Consider the following 15,798-nt stretch of genomic DNA (forward strand, 5'->3'; position numbering starts at 1 on the left):
TTAATGCGCCTGTCGTGGTTGTTTGCGAATCCCCGTCAACACGCCCAGTCGCAGCGCGAAACTGGCCGTGCGGGAGGGACTGCGCAATCCCCTGGGTGTCAGGAACCGTTGAACCCAGCCGAGGCCGAAGTCTGCCGCGATGGCAAGCAGGCTGACCAGAATGGCGCCCGCGATCAACTGGCGTGGATCCGATTGGGAAATACCGCGACTGATGAGCTTGCCCAGACCGCCGGCCCCGATGTAAGCCGCAATCGCCGCAACCCCGACATTGATGACCACCGCCATGCGCACGCCAGCCATGATGATGGGCAGCGCGATCGGGAGTTCCACCTTGCGCAGACGCTCGCCCGTCTTCATCCCCATCCCTCTCGCGGCTTCGCGCAGAGCCGGGTCGATATTGGTAATCGCGGTATAGGTATTGCGGACGATCGGCAGTTGCGAGTAGAGGAATAGCGCGATGACCGTCGGCAGGAAGCCGATGCCCTGGCCAATCACGGAGAGCACCGGAATCATGATGCCGAACAGCGCAACGGACGGAATCGTCATGATGATCGACGCGACGTACAGCACGATCTTCGCGACGCGTTCGTTGATGGTGATCGCGATGCCGAGCGGCACGCCGGTGAGGATGGCGAAGCCAACGCCCACGCCGACGATCTCGATATGCTCGACGGTCATCCTGGCGATGCTCGCCAGGTTGTCCCAGATGAAAGCAAGGGTTTCCACAGTGTCTCCTGGACTCTGAAAGAGCCATGTTTTCGTGTGTGCTGCTTTGGTGACAGGATAGGGGCGGAGTGGGCGCCGCCTTTAGCATCGGATCGACATTGTTTGTCACAAAAGCGGCATGTCGCGACTGTGATAAATTTTTATCCTTCTAAATCAATGCGATATAGGGTTACCACCGATGTCTCCAGCAGACTATCCCGGCTTCCCTGTGTGCCGTGCAAGTCGATCCGTTCTGCAAATATCCTCAGGCTTGCAGTCCGGATGGGCGCTGTTTTGAGCAGAGCGGAATTGAAGCGAAGGTAAAGCGTCACGTGATCACGCGGCGCTGGCCATGCCGCGACGGGCGCTCACGCTGAGCAAGGCCTGAATGGCAAGGACTGCGGTCACGGTCATGGTGAACAGATAGATGCCCAGGGGACCGACCCACTTCATCACCAGCGATGCGATGACCGGTCCGGCACTCCCCCCGAGCGCGAAAGTCAGCAGCAGGCCGGCACTCGTGGCAACGCGATGTGTCGAAGGGACCCGGTCGTTGGCGTGCGCGATGGACAGGCCGTAGACGGTAAAGATCAGGCTGACGTAGAGGTACGCCACGGGTTGAAGTACCCCGTCGCCATGGAACAGAAAGAGTGTCACGCTGCTCAGGGTCAGCAACAACGAAACGGCCAGGATGACCCACCTCCGGTCGACGTGGTCAGACAGGTAAGCCACCGGCCATTGCGGCAGGAGCGCTGCGATCAGGGCGGTACCCATGAAACGGGATACCGCCGGCACCGGATAACCGGCGTTACGCATATATACCGGATACAGGGAGTAGAACACGCTGCTCAGCAAGCCGGCCGCAAGGCACCCGCACAGACCCAGCGGCGCCAGGCGACAGAGGGAGCGCACGCCGTCCAGCCCGAGACCGGGTCCCGACTCAGGGGTGCTGTCGTGCGCGTGCGCGGATGTTTCGGCGGCAACGCTGCGAGCGAGGGTAACGGGCACGAGGGATGCCGCGAACAGGCAGCCCACGAGACTGAAAAGCTCGAACCCGTAGGGATCAGTCGTGCTGACCAGAAATTGTCCGGTGCCTGCACAGAGATAGGTGGTGATCAGATACACGGAGAAGACCCGCCCCCGCCACGCGTTGCGCGCCACGCCATTCAGCCAGCTTTCCATTACCGTGAAAATGCCCGCCAGGCAAAAGCCCGTCATGAACCGCAGACACCCCCAGATGAGCGGCTGGGTGGAAACCGCATACCCGAGCGCCGTGCAGGTCGCGACGGCGGCGAAGATTGCAAATGCACGGTGATGACCGATCCGTGCGATGAGTGATCCGCCTCGCCAGGCGCCGAGCATGAAGCCGGCGTAATAGGCGGCCTGAACGAATCCAACGGTCATCGAAGGAAAGTTTGCATGGACCATGCGCAGCGCGATCAGCGTGCCGAGCAGGCCGTTCCCCATGACCAGCAGGGCGAACCCAAGCAGCAGGCTGGAAATGGAGGACACCACACCGGGCGCCGGGGCTCCCGTGTGTACGTCGCGGGCGCCGGCATTCGCACGTGTCTCGCACTGCAATCCGTCAGTGCTCACGTTCGCGATCTCACTGGTTGGGGAATCGATGGTTCGGCACGTCCGCCGACGCGTCTGTCGGGACCGGAACTCCATGCGGGAGCATCGACGTCACGAGCAGGGATGTGCCGACGGACGTCCCGGCAGATCATCGCCTGACGCGTCGCCGTAGCCTTTACAGACCGTTCGACTATAAGGAAGAGTGTTCGCTCACGAATAACACCGCTGCGACATTGTTCGGCACAGAGACGACACGTTGCGACAGCTACCCGCCGCAACGGCAAACGCGATCGTCGCCGGACACGCCGCGCGCCACTTACCGCAGGTTCGTCCTCGCGAGCTCGACGATCTCGTCGCCCCGTCCGCTCAATACGGCACGCAGCATATAGAGGCTGAAGCCCTTTGCCTGCGCCAGCTCGATGCTGGGTGGCAGCGCCAGTTCGTGCTTCGACGTGACCACGTCCACGAGCGCCGGCCCCGGATGCGCGAACGCTTCCTTCAACGCGCGTTCGAGCGCCTCCGATTCCGTCACCCGCACGCTGAAAATACCGGCGCCGTGCGCAATCGCCGCGAAGTCCGTCTTGCTCAGATCCACGTTCGTGTCGAGGTAGCCGCCGGCTTTCAGCTCCATCGACACGAAACCGAGCAGGCTGTTGTTGAACACCACCACCTTGATCGGCAGATCGAGCTGGCGCGCGGACAGCAGGTCACCGAGCAGCATCGACAATCCGCCGTCGCCTGAAAGCGAAACCACCATCCGGTCCGGATGGGCGGCCTGCGCACCGAGCGCCTGCGGCATCGCGTTCGCCATCGACCCATGATTGAACGAACCATGCAGTTGCCGCCGGCCGTTCATCGTCAGATAGCGCGCGGCCCATAGCGTGGGCGTACCGACGTCGGCGGAAAAGATCGCGTCGTCGCTGGCGATCTCGTCGATCATCCGCGTCAGGTACTGCGGATGAATCGGCCGACCGGGCCCCGCGGGCGTCGCCAGTTCATCGAGGCCCTTGCGCGCGGAAAGATAGTGTTTGCGCGCCTTGTCGATAAACGTGCGATCCGTTTTGCGCTGCAGCTTCGGCAACAGCGCCGCGACCGTTTCCTTCACGGTGCCGACCAGCCCGAGCGCAAGCGGCGTGCGGCGCCCCAGTTGCGAGCCCTTCCGGTCGATCTGCACGACTTTCGCTTCGGGCGGATAGAACGGACGATACGGAAAGTCGCATCCCAGCAGCAGCACCGTGTCGCACGACATCATCGCGTGATAGCCGGAGCTGAATCCGATCAGCCCGGTCATGCCGACGTCGAACGGGTTGTCGTATTCGATGAACTGCTTGCCGCGCAGCGCGTGAACGACCGGGGCGCCCAGCGTATCGGCGAGTTGCACGACTTCGGCATGCGCGCCTGCCACGCCGCTGCCGCACATGATCGTCACGGCTTCGCAGCCGTTCAGCATCGACGCAAGCCGGTCGATGTCGGGCTCCGACGGCAAAATGCTCGAAGGCTCGCCCAGGTTCCATTCGGGCACCGGCACGCGGCATTCGCTCAGCGCGACGTCGCCCGGCAGCACGATCACGGCGACGCCGCGCTCCTCGGTGGCGGCGCGCATCGCCCGTTCCAGCACGCGCGGAAACTGCGAAGCGTTCGACACCAGTTCCACGAAGTGGCTGCACTCCCTGAAAAGATCCTGCGGATGCGTTTCCTGAAAGTAGCCGAGACCAATTTCGGTAGACGGAATATGCGCGGCAATCGCGAGCACGGGCTGCTGGTTGCGATGACAGTCGAAGAGCCCGTTGATCAGATGCAGGTTGCCGGGACCGCAACTGCCCGCACACACGGCGAGACGGCCGCTCGCTGCCGCATCGGCGCCAGCGGCAAACGCGGCGACTTCCTCGTGACGCGTGTGCATCCAGCGGATCGTGCCGACCTGATCGAGGCTGTATGCGAGGCCGTTCAGGCTGTCGCCGGTTACGCCCCAGATACGCTCGACGCCCGCGCCTGAAAGCGTCCTTGCCAGATAATCCGCGACCGTCTGTGTGGCCATGTGCTGCTCCTCGCCAAGTGCGCCAGCCCGAACATGGAAGCGAAACCCGGGCCGGCACGAAACCCAAAGAAGAAGATCGACTGGGCACGCAGGCCGCGCTAGTCGCGCTGGTCACGCGAAACGGACAGACGTGCCGCCGATGCACCTGATGACTTTCCCGCGGCGAAGTACGTCCGCCGCGCCTCACCGCCCTGCATGACACCCGTCACATACTACGCCGGGATCGTGTCAGCCCACACGTTGCCAGCCGGACTTGCTCGCGACACCGATAGAGCCGGCGTCATGGGCGCCCCGTGAATAAACGGCCTCCCCCGACGTTCGATAAACGCACCGCCTCGTTGCACGGTAACGCGTGCAAAACGAGGGTCTTCCATCATCACGCAAGGCTCGCCGTGTGCGTGACCTCTTGTTATAATTCTCTCAGGAAATCGAACGAAACATAACGCGCACCCCCGCCATGCGCCAGGACCTCCATGCTGAAAACCGACCGCCTCCGCGCCCTCGCCGATGCGCTGGCCAGGCAAAACGTGATGCGCCTGCGTGACGCCGCCACCCTGCTCGGCGTTTCGGAAATGACTGTTCGCCGCGATATCGCGGGTAGCCCCGAGCGGTTCACCTATCTCGGCGGCTACATCGTCAGCGCCACCGATGTCCCGAACAACGCGGGCTACTCGCTCGAAGAAGAAAAAGACCACTTCGCGCAGGCCAAGGCCGAAGCGTCGGCGATCGCGGCGGGCCTGATCGGCGATAACGAAACGCTCTTCATCGACTGCGGCACGACGCTCACCACGCTCGCGCGCCTGATTCCGGTCGAGCGCCATGTCACGGTGGTGTGCTATTCGCTGAACGTCGCGGAAATCCTGCGGCGCAAGCCGAACGTCCGGATGATCCTGCTAGGCGGCGTCTACGTGCCGTCGTCCGATTCGTTCGCGGGCGAAGAGAGCCTGGAGGTGCTGCGTCGCATGGGCATCAACAAGGCGTTTATTTCCGCCGGCGGCGTGGATCCGGCGCGCGGCGTGACCTGCTGGAATTTTCACGAAGTCGCGCTGAAACAGGCCGCGATGGCGAGCGCCGTCGAGCGCCATCTCGTGGTGGACATGAGCAAGTTCGGTGTGGTGAAAGCGGTGCGCTTCTCACAGATCGACGACTTCGATTCGATCATCACCGAGAAAGGCCAGGATCACCGCAAGCGCAAGTAAGCGCGCCCGCCGCCGCGACGGCGGGCATCATGTGCGCGGCAAGCCGCGTCGGCAGGAGCGCTCAGCTCTTGCGTTGCAGTGCGAAGAGCGTGCCAGCCACCAGAATGAACGCACCGATGATCACCTTCTGCCAGGTGCTCGGCACGCCGGTCAGAATGAGCACGCTGTTGATCAGCGTCACCAGCGCCACACCCAGCAGCGTCCCCGCCACCGTCCCGGTGCCGCCCGTGATGCGCGCACCACCCAGGATCACCGCGGCGATCACGTCGAGTTCCGAGCCGACCAGATCGAACGGATTCGCAAGACGGTTGTTCGACACATGCAGGATGCCCGCGACACCGGCGAGCATGCCCGTATAGCCGAACACGAACAGATGGATCGCGCGCAGGTTGTATCCAAGCCGTTCGGCAATCGCGAGACTGCCGCCCATCGCATACACGCCACGTCCCATCATCGTCCGGTTGAGCAGCCACCACGTGACGATCGCGGCCACGACGAGCGCCAGCACCGATACCGGCAACACGGCACGCAGGCCCTCGCTCGTGTGATAGAAGAACAGCGGAATGCGGCCGAACCGGTCCATGCTGTGCGGAATGTTCATGAAGAACGATGTGCCGATGAACGTCAGCAGCAGACCGCGAAACAGATACTGCGTGCCGATCGTGACGATCAGCGACGGCGCCTTCAGCCGGTAAACCAGCAGCCCGTTGACGATGCCGAGCACGACGCCGCCCAGCGCCCCCGTGATCAGGATCAGCGCAAACGGCGCGTCGGGCCACCACGCGAACACGGCCTTGGTGATGCCGTACATCGTCAGCGCGGCGATCGCGGTGAACGACACGTCGATGCCGCCCGATGCCAGCACGACGAGCGTGCCCAGCGCGAAGAGCGACATCGTCGTCGCCGAATGCAGCAGGTCGAACAGCGTCGCGAGCTGGAAGAAGCGCGGATTGATCGCACCGACGATCAAACAGGTCACCACGATCAGCGCGACGGTGAACCACTCCGGATTGCGCGCGAGCTTCGCGCGCACGCTGGGCGGCTTGACCTTGGGTGCGATTTCGACGAGGGTTGGGGTGGTCATGGTCTGATTAACACGGAAATTCATGCGGGTGACGTCCTCGGGTTCCAGCTAGGCCGCTTCCGAAAGCAGCGCGTGATACAGGTCGGCTTCGCTCAGCGCGTCGGCCTTGTACTCGTTCGCGACGCGTCCCTTCTTCATCATCAGGATGCGGTCGCAGTTCTGCAGCAGTTCGGGCAGGTCGTCGCTGATGAGGACAATACCGATGCCGCGCTGCGAGAGCCGCTGCATGATGCGGTAGATGATGTCCTTCGATCCGACATCGACGCCGACTGTCGGTCCGTGCAGGATCAGCACGCGCGGATCGATCGCAAGCCAGCGGCCGATCAGCACGCGTTGCTGGTTGCCGCCGGAAAGCGACTGCACCGGCTTGTCGACGCCAGGCGTCGCGATCTGCAGATCCTTCACGGTCTGTTCGGCCAGTGTCTGCGCGCGCACCCGGTCGATCTGGCCGAAGCGGTCGCGCAGGCTCGAAATCATCGCGGTGATCACGTTGTCGCGAATCGGCTTGTCGAGAAAGAGCCCTTCGTTCAGGCGGTCTTCCGGCACATAGCCGATCCGGTGATTTTTTGCATCCGATGGCGTGCGCAACGTGACAGGCTTGCCGTCGAGCACGACCTGCCCCGACTGCGCGGGCGCGACGCCCGCCAGCGCACGCGCGAGCTCATTGCGGCCCGAGTCGAGCAGCCCGGTGATGCCGAGTATTTCGCCCGCGTGCAGCGTGAACGAAACGTCGCTGAACTGGCCCGCGCGCGTGAAACCGCGCACGTCGAGCACGACGTCCTGCCCGAGGCTGCCTTCACGATAACGTTCGTTCGACAGATGGCGGCCCGTCATCAGCTCGCTGATCTGCGCCTTCGTGTACTGCGCGATCGGACCTTGCGCCATTTTCTGGCCGTCGCGCAGCACGATCACTTCGCCGCCAATCGCGTAGCACTCGTCCAGCTTGTGGCTGACGAAAAGCACCGTCACGCCCTGCGCGCGCAGATTCGCGAGCACGGCGATCAGGTTGTCGACTTCCTTTTGCGTGAGCGACGTCGTCGGTTCGTCCATGATCACGAACTTCGCTTCGCTCGCGATCGCGCGGGCGATCGCGACGAGCTGACGTGTCGCAAGTGGCAACTGCTCAATGAGCGTTGCCTGAAATTCCGCCGTGCCGGGTAACCCGACCGCTTCGAGCGCGCGTGCGGCGGTTCGCGCGAGCGCGCGCCGGTCGAACGTGCGGGCGAGCCGGCCGCCGTGTTCGGCGAGCTCGGACGTGAGCGCGACGTTTTCGGCGACGCTCATGTTCGGCAGCAGCGACAGGTCCTGATACACCGTTTCGATCCCCGCCGCGAGCGATTCGAGCGCCGAGAGCCGCGCGTGCCGCACGCCTTCGATCACCAGTTCGCCTTCGTCGGGCGGCTGCGCGCCGGAGATGATCTTGATGAGCGTGCTCTTGCCGCAGCCGTTTTCGCCGAGCAGGTGATAGATCTGGCCGCGCTCGAACGAAAGGTTCACGCCGCGCAACGCATGCACGCCTGTGAAACGCTTGTGTACGCCGCGCACTTCCAGAAACGGTTGCGACGGTGAAGACCGCGGTGTCGATACGTCTTGATTCATGATGGCAAGCCAGTGAGTCGCGGGTTGGATGGCGTGCCCGCCCGGGCACGCCATGAGACACCGGTCAGAACGGATACTGCTTGTAGTTCGACTTGTCGACGTTCACCCAGCCCTGGCCGCGCACGATGATGCCCTTGCCCGGACCCTTCGAGACCGTGACCTTCGTGTAGCCCGGAAGGCCGAGGTCGGCGCCGTTCTCAACCGTCTTGCCGTCGATCAGCATCTTCGCGATCTTGTTCATCGCGATGCCCGCGAGCTTCGGATCCCAGAACGCGATGCCGTTGATCGCACCGCTTTCGAGGTACTTGCCCGCTTCGGCCGGCAGCCCCGTGCCGTACACGCAGATCTTGCCCTGCAGGCCGGCTTCCTCGACGGCGCGGCCAATGCCGATCACGTCGAGCGACGACGAGCCCTGGAAGCCCTTCAGGTCCGGATGCTTGCGCAGCACTTCCTTCGCGACTTCGTACGCGCGCTCGCCGTCGTTGTTGGTTTCGAGTTTCGGCTCGACCAGATTCATCTTCGGATACTTCGCTTTCGCGTTGCCGATGCCGCCGTCCGCCCACTGCACCTGCGAGCGGCTGCCGAGCGAGCCGACCAGCACGGCCCACTTGCCTTCGCCGTGCATGCACGACGCGAGGCGTTCGTTCAGCGCCGCGCCGTATGCGGTGTTGTCGAAGGCCTCGACGTCGACCATCGTGTTCTTCTCGTTGTCCGCCTCATGCGTGACCACCTTGATGCCGCGATCCATCGCCTTTTTCAGCGCCGGTTCCAGCGTCGGCGGATCGTACGGCACGACCGCGATCGCGGTCACTTTCTTCGCGATCAGGTCTTCGATGATCTTCAGCTGCTGCGCGGCGTCGGCGCGGCCCGGGCCGGTCTGATACGCCTTCACGCCGGGGTTGTCCTTCGCGAACTCCTTGACGCCGTCGTCCATCCGGTTGAACCAGTTGATCCCCGTCACTTTGACGACCGTGACGATCGTCTCGTCAGTTGCCGCCTGCGCCGCTGCAACGACGCCCACCGTCAGGACGCCTGCTGCGATCGCGGCACCCAGTCGAGTCAGTTTCATGCGATGTCTCCTTTATCGTTCGATTTCGCCCCTGATCACGGTCGCGGACAGTCAGGGCCCGATGTCCGCCGCGTACTGAAAACCTTCTGGCGCGGGTGCCTTCGCTAACGCCCGGGTGCGGAATCTGAACTGCCCGGGCGAACGGAGCCGCTCGCGGCCGGATTGCCCCCCGTACCGCCGAATCCAAAGATCGCGCGCACCCGCTCGCCGCCCGCGAAAGCGAGCGAAAGCAGCAGCAGGAAACCCCACGCGCAATCGCCAAAAAACTGGGACACGCCGAGCAGGTTGAACAGGCTCGACAGAAACTGCAGCACGGTCGCGGCGAAGAACACGCAGATGATGCGTCCATAGCCGCCCGCGGGATTCACACCGCCCATCACGGCGATCAGGATGGCAATCAGCAGATACGAATTGCCGTAGTCCCATTTCGCGCTGGACGTGTGCGTGGCGCTGATCAGCCCGGCCAGCGAGGCGAGCACGCCGCACATCGCGTAGGTCGTGACCAGCATGCGCACACGCGGAATGCCCGCATAAAACGCCGCTTTCGGATTCGTGCCCATCAGGTACAGGCGCAGGCCGAACGGGCTGCGCCTGAGCAGCCAGCCCAGCACGACGATAGCCGCGATGAAGATGCAGAACGCGATCGGCACCTGAAACACCGTACCGTTGCCGATCGCCGACAGCGGGTCGACATAGTCGACAGGCACCGATGCGCCGTTGCTGAGCACCACGGCAATGCCGGTGAACAGCAGTTGCGTGCCAAGCGTGCAGAGAATCGGCGTGAGATTGAGCCGCGCGATGACGATGCCGTTCAGCAGGCCGCCAAGCAGCCCCATCACGACGACGATCACACAGAAGAGCGACGTATAGAGCACCGGCGAGTTATCGCCGTTGACGTACTGCGGAACGACCATCGCGGCGACCATGCCCGACAGGTTCGCGAGCCCGACGCCCGACAGATCGATCCCGCCGTTGCCGGACACCATCGAAAGCATGATGCCGAGCGCGAGCAGGCCGAGTTCGGGCAACTGGCCGCCCATCGACTGCAGGTTGTCGATGTCGACGAACTGTCCATGCGACAACCACGTCGCGACCAGCACGACGAGCACGTTGACGATCAGCAGAAAATTCAGTTGCCGGTCGGCGAACAGCTTTCCATTGGCAAACGAGGACTTCATGGTGATGACGAACTCCTTCAGACTGCACAGCCAGCCACGCGGCCGGCGACGTATAGCACTATGAATACGATGGCGATGGCGCCGGTTGCCGGAGAACCTGATTCACTTCGTCGAGCGTCGGCATCGAGGGCGCCGTGCCGGCACGCGTGACGGAAATGCCCGCCAGCGCGCAACCGAAGCGCATTGCCGCGATCGGCTCTTCGCCACGCGCAAGCGCGGCTGCAAAACCGCCCGTGAAGCCGTCCCCGGCGCCGGCCGTCTCGACCACGCGACCGCAGTGATATGCGGGCACCAGCACCGATTGCGTTGCCGAATGCAGCAGCGCGCCACCTTCGCCCAGCGTGACGATCACCGTGCCGACGCCTTTGGCGAGCAGCACGTCGGCGGCGCGTCGTGCGTCGTCGGCGTTCGCGATCGGCACGCCGGTGAGCGCCGTGGCTTCCGTTTCATTCGGGGTGATGTAGTCGCACAGCGGGAAAATGTCGTCGTCGAGCGGCAACGCGGGCGCCGGATTGAACACCGTGGTCACGCCGTGCTTGCGCGCCACTTCCAGCCCGCGTCGCGCGGCGGGCAGCGGCTGCTCGAGCTGCGTGACGAACACGCGCGCCGCGGCGATGTCGGCCTCGATCGCGTCGACGTCGGCGGCATTCATCGTGCCGGCCGCGCCAGACGCGACGATGATCGCGTTCTTGCCGGTGGTGTCGTCGACAAAGATATGGGCCGCGCCTGTCGAGACGCCGTTGAGCACCGTCGCGCGCGCGATGATGCCTTCGGCGTTCCATGTCGCGCGCGCGATCGAACCGAACGCGTCGTCGCCGATGCGGGTGCAGAACACGACCTGCGCGCCCGCGCGCGCGGCGGCGACGGCCTGGTTCGAACCCTTGCCGCCGGGCCCCATCGCGAATGCGGAGCCCGCGATCGTTTCGCCGATCAGCGGCATGCGCTCCGCGCGAAACGTCAGGTCGGTCACATAGATGCCGAGGATGACGACGCGCCCGTTGCGTTCCTGGGGTGCGCTCATGTGCGATCCCCTTGAGGGACTTCCTTCGGGGCGCCCCCCAAGGGGACTTCCTTCGGGGCGTCCGCCGCGAGGAGCACGCCTTTCTTGAACACGAAGCATCCATAGCCTCGCTGTTCGCCGGTCGCGATCACGCAGTACGCGTGCCGCGCCCGCTCATAAAACGCGAAACGTTCGATCGAAGCGAACGGCAGGTCGCGTCCTTCCGCCCTGTTCACTTCGGCCTGCGCCTCGCGCTGCACGGCGGGAATCGTATCCGGCTCGCCGACGACTTCCATGCGCAGCGCCGGATCGTCGACGAAGGTGTCAAGTGGCATCACCGACAGCACCGCGCGAATCGCGCGCGCCGCATCGACGCCGTCAAGACGCAGCAGCTTGCCGGTGACCGTTGCACGTGCAACGGAGTCGGCCGGGAAATTCGCGTCGCAAATGACGAGTTCGTCGCCATGGCCCATCGCGCTCAATGCGTAGAGCACGTCGGCGTTCAACAGCGGGTCCAGATTCTTCAGCACGTTGTCTCCTCCATTTTCTGGTTGGCGTGCAATTCGTTACCGGCAGTCAGACATTCAGTCAGTCACCGTAGGGTATCCAGATGTTCTTCACCTGCACCGCCTGGCGCAGGAACGGCAAGCCCTCGCTCGACCGGTCGTGCCAGTCGAACTGGCGCCCATGGTCGACAAACGTGCGCTTCAGGTTGCCAATCGACTCGCGTTCGACCAGCGTCGAATCCGAGGCACTGCCAAAACACCAGAGCGCATCGACATCGTCGTGTTTCGCGAGCGCCGGCAGCAACGCGCCGCGCTCGCCCGTGACGATGTTCAGCACGCCGCCCGGCACATCCGACGTTTCCGCCACCTGATAGAAATCGGTGACGGCAAGCGGACATCTCTCACCCGGCAACACGACAACCCGGTTGCCCATCGCGAGCGCCGGCGCCACCAGCGAAACGAAACCGAGCAGCGGCGCTTCGTCCGGGCAGGCAATGCCGATCACACCGAGCGGCTCATGCATGGCGAGCGCGACGCCGCGCAGCGGCGGCGTATGCACCGCGCCATCGAACTTGTCGGCCCACGCCGCATACGTGAGAAGCCGCGACACCGATGCCTCGACTTCGGCACGGGCCGCCGCTTCCTTCGCGCCGTTGCGCACGACGAGCTGGCGCGCGAATTCGTCGGCGCGTACCGCGAGATTCTCGGCGAGGTAATACAACACCTGCGCGCGATTGTGCGTGCTGGCCTGCGACCATTTGTGCGCCGCGCGTGCCGCTTCCACGGCATTACGGATGTCCTTGCGGTTGCCCTCGCCCACTTCGCCTGCCAGCGTGCCATCGGGCGCGTACACCGGCAGCGAATAGCCACTATCCGGACGCACCTGCCTGCCACCGATAAAGAGCTTCGCCGTACGGTCGATCAACGCGACGTTCGAAGGCTCGCTGCGCTTCGCCGCGCCTGCCGCAGCAGACACCGGCACCGGCACCGGCACCGGCACACGATCCGCCAGCTTGAGCCACGCGCGCGGCTTCAGATATTCGTAAATGCCCTCACGTCCGCCTTCGCGGCCATAGCCCGACTCGCGATAGCCGCCGAAGCCGACCGCCGCATCGAACAGATTCGTCGCGTTGACCCACACCACGCCACATGCAAGACGCGGCGCGATATCGAGCGCGCGCCCGATCGTCTCGCTCCACACGCTGGCGGCGAGCCCGTAGCGCGAGTTGTTCGCGAGCGCGATGGCCTCGTCGGGCGTGCGAAAGCTCATCGTGATCAGCACCGGGCCGAAGATTTCTTCCTGCGCGAGCGTCGAAGCGGGCGAGACGCCGGTGACCAGCGTCGGTGGATAAAAGCAGCCGCTTGCCGGCATCGTCGCATCGGGCGATTGCCAGACCGCGCAGCCTTCGCGCCTGCCGGCTTCCACCAGTGAATGGATGCGCTCCAGCTGGACCGGATCGACAATCGCGCCCATGTCGATGCTCTTGTCGAGCGAGTTGCCGACGCGCAGCGTTTCCATCCGGCGCTTAAGCTTCGCGATGAAACGCGCCTCGATGCCTTCCTGCACGAGCAGACGCGAGCCCGCGCAGCAAACCTGCCCCTGGTTGAACCAGATCGCGTCGACCACGCCTTCCACCGCGCCGTCGATATCCGCGTCGTCGAATACGATGAACGGCGACTTGCCGCCGAGTTCGAGCGTCAGCGACTTGCCCGAGCCCGCCGTCACCGAGCGGATCAACCGGCCGACTTCTGTCGAACCCGTGAACGCGATCTTGTCGACGTCCGGATGCGCGACGAGCGCGGCGCCCGTGTTGCCATCGCCGGTAACAACGTTCAGCACGCCCGCGGGCAACCCGGCACGATGCGCGAGTTCGGCGAACAGCAGTGCGGTAAGCGGCGTGTATTCGGCCGGCTTCAGCACCACGCAGTTACCCGTGGCGATCGCGGGCGCGATCTTCCATGCGAGCATCAGCAGCGGAAAATTCCACGGCACGATCTGGCCGACGACACCGAGCGGCGCGTAATCGCGGAACTCGGTGTCCTGCAACTGCGCCCAGCCGGCGTGATGCAGGAAATGGCGCGCGACGAGCGGCACGTCGATGTCGCGTGTTTCGCGGATCGGCTTGCCGTTGTCGAGCGCTTCGAGCACCGCGAACAGCCGGCTATGGCGCTGGACCATGCGCGCGAGCGCATACAGATGGCGCGCGCGTCCGGCGCCGCCCAGCGCGAACCAGGCCGGCTGCGCGGCGCGCGCGGCGGCGACGGCCGCGTCGACATCGGCAACGTCGCCCTGGGCGATATCGGCGAGACGCTCGCCGGTCGCGGGCGCATGCGAAACGAACCGCTCACCGCTGGCCGGCGCATGCCACGCGCCAGCGATGAAGTGCCCAAAGCTCGCCTCGTGCTGCGCGAGCCATGCGCGCACGGACTGATCGTCCTCGGGTGCGGGACCGTACTCCATCGAAGAAAAATACTCGGCTACGCTCATGGGATCGGTCTTGAATTCAGGCTACAGGGTGACGGTTGAAAGCGGAATAACGGCCGCTCACATGATGTTCGAGCTGACGTTCGATATCCGCCAGCAGGCTCGATGCGCCGATACGGAACAGCTCCGGTTCGAGCCACGCGCGGCCCAGTTCTTCTTTCATCAGGATCTGGTACGACAGCACGGACTTCGCGCTGGACACACCACCCGCCGGCTTGAAACCGATCAGCACGCCCGTGCGCTCCTGGTATTCGCGGATCATGCGGACCATCACGAGCGACACGTCGAGCGTCGCGTTCACGCCCTCCTTGCCGGTCGACGTCTTGATGAAATCGGCGCCCGCCATCATGCAGACCATCGACGCGCGCGCGACGTTCGACAGCGTGCGGATGTCGCCGGTGGCGAGAATCGCCTTCAGATGCGCCGGGCCGCAGGCCTCGCGGAAATCGCGCACCTCGTCGTAAAGCGCCTGCCAGTTGCCGGTGAGCACGTGTTCGCGCGTGACGACGATATCGATTTCCATCGCGCCGTCCGCCACCGAAGCCTCGATTTCCTTCAGCTTGAGCGGATGCGGAATCAGCCCGGCAGGAAAGCCCGTGGAAACAGCGGCAACCGGAATGTCGCTGCCCTTGAGCGCATCGACGGCGGCCGCGACGAAGCGGTGATAGACACACACCGCGCCGGTCGTGACGACTCGCGGCGCGATGCCGAGCGCTTCGAGAATGTCGGCGCGCACGGGTTGCCGCGCCTTCGCGCACAGACGCCTGACGCGGCCCTCGGTATCGTCGCCGTTCAACGTGGTGAGGTCGATGCAGGTCACTGCCTTCAGCAGCCAGGCCGCCTGGGCGTCTTTCTTGACGGTGCGGCGCGTGGCCAGCGTGCCCGTGCGCCGCTCGACCGCCGACTGGTTCACGCGCAGGCCGTCGAGCCATGACGCGTCGAATGGTGTACCCGGGTTGCGCACAGGATGAACAAGCGGCCCACCGCGTAGCGCGATGACCGTGGAAGACGAAGAAGGAGCTTCAGGCATGAGACATCCGGAATTGGTGCAATGCACAGCAAAAAGCCGATGGGCCGTTCGGGTCTATGCTACATCGAGTGATATGATTCTAACAAGCATGACGAGTCAATCGTGACATTTTCATTGCACATGGATTGCCGGATGCCTTGAATGTTATTGGTCAGTCAGATCGATGGTGCGAAGGTCACAACACCGTATGCACCTGATCGCGCGACAAAGACGGGGATTTCGCCGCTCGCGACGAAGGGGCGTGACGGCCGTAGATAGGGTCTGGGATCAGGAATCGGGGATCAGCGATGGAAATCGCCTGGGGGAATGCTCAAGGCAACTGGCTCGCAA

General features: G+C 64.2%; 12 protein-coding genes. 1 reads left to right on the top strand and 11 read right to left on the bottom strand.

Features of this window, described 5'->3' with window-relative positions; genetic code table 11:
• The 3 genes from BLV45_RS14035 to poxB form a co-directional block, all read right to left on the bottom strand.
• Window positions 1-726 (bottom strand): ABC transporter permease, encoded by a 726-nt coding sequence (locus BLV45_RS14035; protein ID WP_090533965.1) that lies wholly within the window; start codon window positions 724-726, stop codon window positions 1-3.
• A gap of 315 nt (window positions 727-1,041) precedes the next feature.
• A complete protein-coding gene (locus BLV45_RS14040) occupies window positions 1,042-2,217 on the bottom strand; it encodes an MFS transporter (protein ID WP_176954163.1) in 1,176 nt (391 codons plus the stop codon).
• Between the two features lie 379 nt (window positions 2,218-2,596).
• A complete protein-coding gene (gene poxB, locus BLV45_RS14045; protein ID WP_090533969.1) occupies window positions 2,597-4,318 on the bottom strand; it encodes a ubiquinone-dependent pyruvate dehydrogenase in 1,722 nt (573 codons plus the stop codon).
• Window positions 4,319-4,791: 473 nt separating this feature from the next.
• On the opposite strand from poxB, the gene BLV45_RS14050 reads away from it, so the two are divergent.
• Window positions 4,792-5,517 carry a DeoR/GlpR family DNA-binding transcription regulator gene (locus tag BLV45_RS14050; RefSeq protein WP_090533972.1) on the top strand — a complete coding sequence of 242 codons (726 nt, stop codon included), beginning with the start codon at window positions 4,792-4,794 and terminating at the stop codon, window positions 5,515-5,517.
• A 61-nt stretch (window positions 5,518-5,578) separates the two neighbouring features.
• On the opposite strand, the gene BLV45_RS14055 is transcribed toward BLV45_RS14050, so the two are convergent.
• The 8 genes from BLV45_RS14055 to deoC all read right to left on the bottom strand — a co-directional run bounded on the left by BLV45_RS14055 (window position 5,579) and on the right by deoC (window position 15,468).
• Entirely contained in the window at window positions 5,579-6,601 is a 1,023-nt protein-coding gene (locus BLV45_RS14055) for an ABC transporter permease (RefSeq protein WP_407671014.1), read from the bottom strand.
• Between the two features lie 48 nt (window positions 6,602-6,649).
• Entirely contained in the window at window positions 6,650-8,200 is a 1,551-nt protein-coding gene (locus tag BLV45_RS14060; protein WP_090533976.1) for a sugar ABC transporter ATP-binding protein, read from the bottom strand.
• Window positions 8,201-8,264: 64 nt separating this feature from the next.
• The gene (locus BLV45_RS14065) at window positions 8,265-9,269 is read right to left on the bottom strand and encodes an autoinducer 2 ABC transporter substrate-binding protein (protein ID WP_090533978.1); all 1,005 of its coding nucleotides are present in this window, start codon (window positions 9,267-9,269) and stop codon (window positions 8,265-8,267) included.
• Between the two features lie 104 nt (window positions 9,270-9,373).
• A complete protein-coding gene (locus BLV45_RS14070) occupies window positions 9,374-10,447 on the bottom strand; it encodes an ABC transporter permease (protein ID WP_090533980.1) in 1,074 nt (357 codons plus the stop codon).
• Window positions 10,448-10,505: 58 nt separating this feature from the next.
• The gene (gene rbsK / locus BLV45_RS14075; RefSeq protein WP_090533982.1) at window positions 10,506-11,468 is read right to left on the bottom strand and encodes a ribokinase; all 963 of its coding nucleotides are present in this window, start codon (window positions 11,466-11,468) and stop codon (window positions 10,506-10,508) included.
• The gene (locus BLV45_RS14080) at window positions 11,465-11,977 is read right to left on the bottom strand and encodes an RbsD/FucU family protein (protein WP_090533984.1); all 513 of its coding nucleotides are present in this window, start codon (window positions 11,975-11,977) and stop codon (window positions 11,465-11,467) included. The genes rbsK and BLV45_RS14080 overlap by 4 nt, the downstream gene beginning before the upstream one ends.
• A gap of 58 nt (window positions 11,978-12,035) precedes the next feature.
• The gene (locus BLV45_RS14085; RefSeq protein WP_090533987.1) at window positions 12,036-14,441 is read right to left on the bottom strand and encodes an aldehyde dehydrogenase family protein; all 2,406 of its coding nucleotides are present in this window, start codon (window positions 14,439-14,441) and stop codon (window positions 12,036-12,038) included.
• A 16-nt stretch (window positions 14,442-14,457) separates the two neighbouring features.
• The gene (gene deoC / locus BLV45_RS14090) at window positions 14,458-15,468 is read right to left on the bottom strand and encodes a deoxyribose-phosphate aldolase (protein ID WP_090533989.1); all 1,011 of its coding nucleotides are present in this window, start codon (window positions 15,466-15,468) and stop codon (window positions 14,458-14,460) included.
• Window positions 15,469-15,798: the final 330 nt, after the last annotated feature.

The sequence above is a fragment of the Paraburkholderia sartisoli genome (assembly GCF_900107685.1).
GTDB lineage: Bacteria > Pseudomonadota > Gammaproteobacteria > Burkholderiales > Burkholderiaceae > Paraburkholderia > Paraburkholderia sartisoli.

What these genes read in the sequence shown, in the direction of transcription:
- BLV45_RS14055 (WP_407671014.1), bottom strand. Translation starts at nt 6,601, where the DNA reads ATGACCACCCCAACCCTCGTCGAAATCGCACCCAAGGTCAAGCCGCCC.
- BLV45_RS14065 (WP_090533978.1), bottom strand. Translation starts at nt 9,269, where the DNA reads ATGAAACTGACTCGACTGGGTGCCGCGATCGCAGCAGGCGTCCTGACG.
- BLV45_RS14060 (WP_090533976.1), bottom strand. Translation starts at nt 8,200, where the DNA reads ATGAATCAAGACGTATCGACACCGCGGTCTTCACCGTCGCAACCGTTT.
- poxB (WP_090533969.1), bottom strand. Translation starts at nt 4,318, where the DNA reads ATGGCCACACAGACGGTCGCGGATTATCTGGCAAGGACGCTTTCAGGC.
- rbsK (WP_090533982.1), bottom strand. Translation starts at nt 11,468, where the DNA reads ATGAGCGCACCCCAGGAACGCAACGGGCGCGTCGTCATCCTCGGCATC.
- BLV45_RS14050 (WP_090533972.1), top strand. Translation starts at nt 4,792, where the DNA reads ATGCTGAAAACCGACCGCCTCCGCGCCCTCGCCGATGCGCTGGCCAGG.
- deoC (WP_090533989.1), bottom strand. Translation starts at nt 15,468, where the DNA reads ATGCCTGAAGCTCCTTCTTCGTCTTCCACGGTCATCGCGCTACGCGGT.
- BLV45_RS14070 (WP_090533980.1), bottom strand. Translation starts at nt 10,447, where the DNA reads ATGAAGTCCTCGTTTGCCAATGGAAAGCTGTTCGCCGACCGGCAACTG.
- BLV45_RS14085 (WP_090533987.1), bottom strand. Translation starts at nt 14,441, where the DNA reads ATGAGCGTAGCCGAGTATTTTTCTTCGATGGAGTACGGTCCCGCACCC.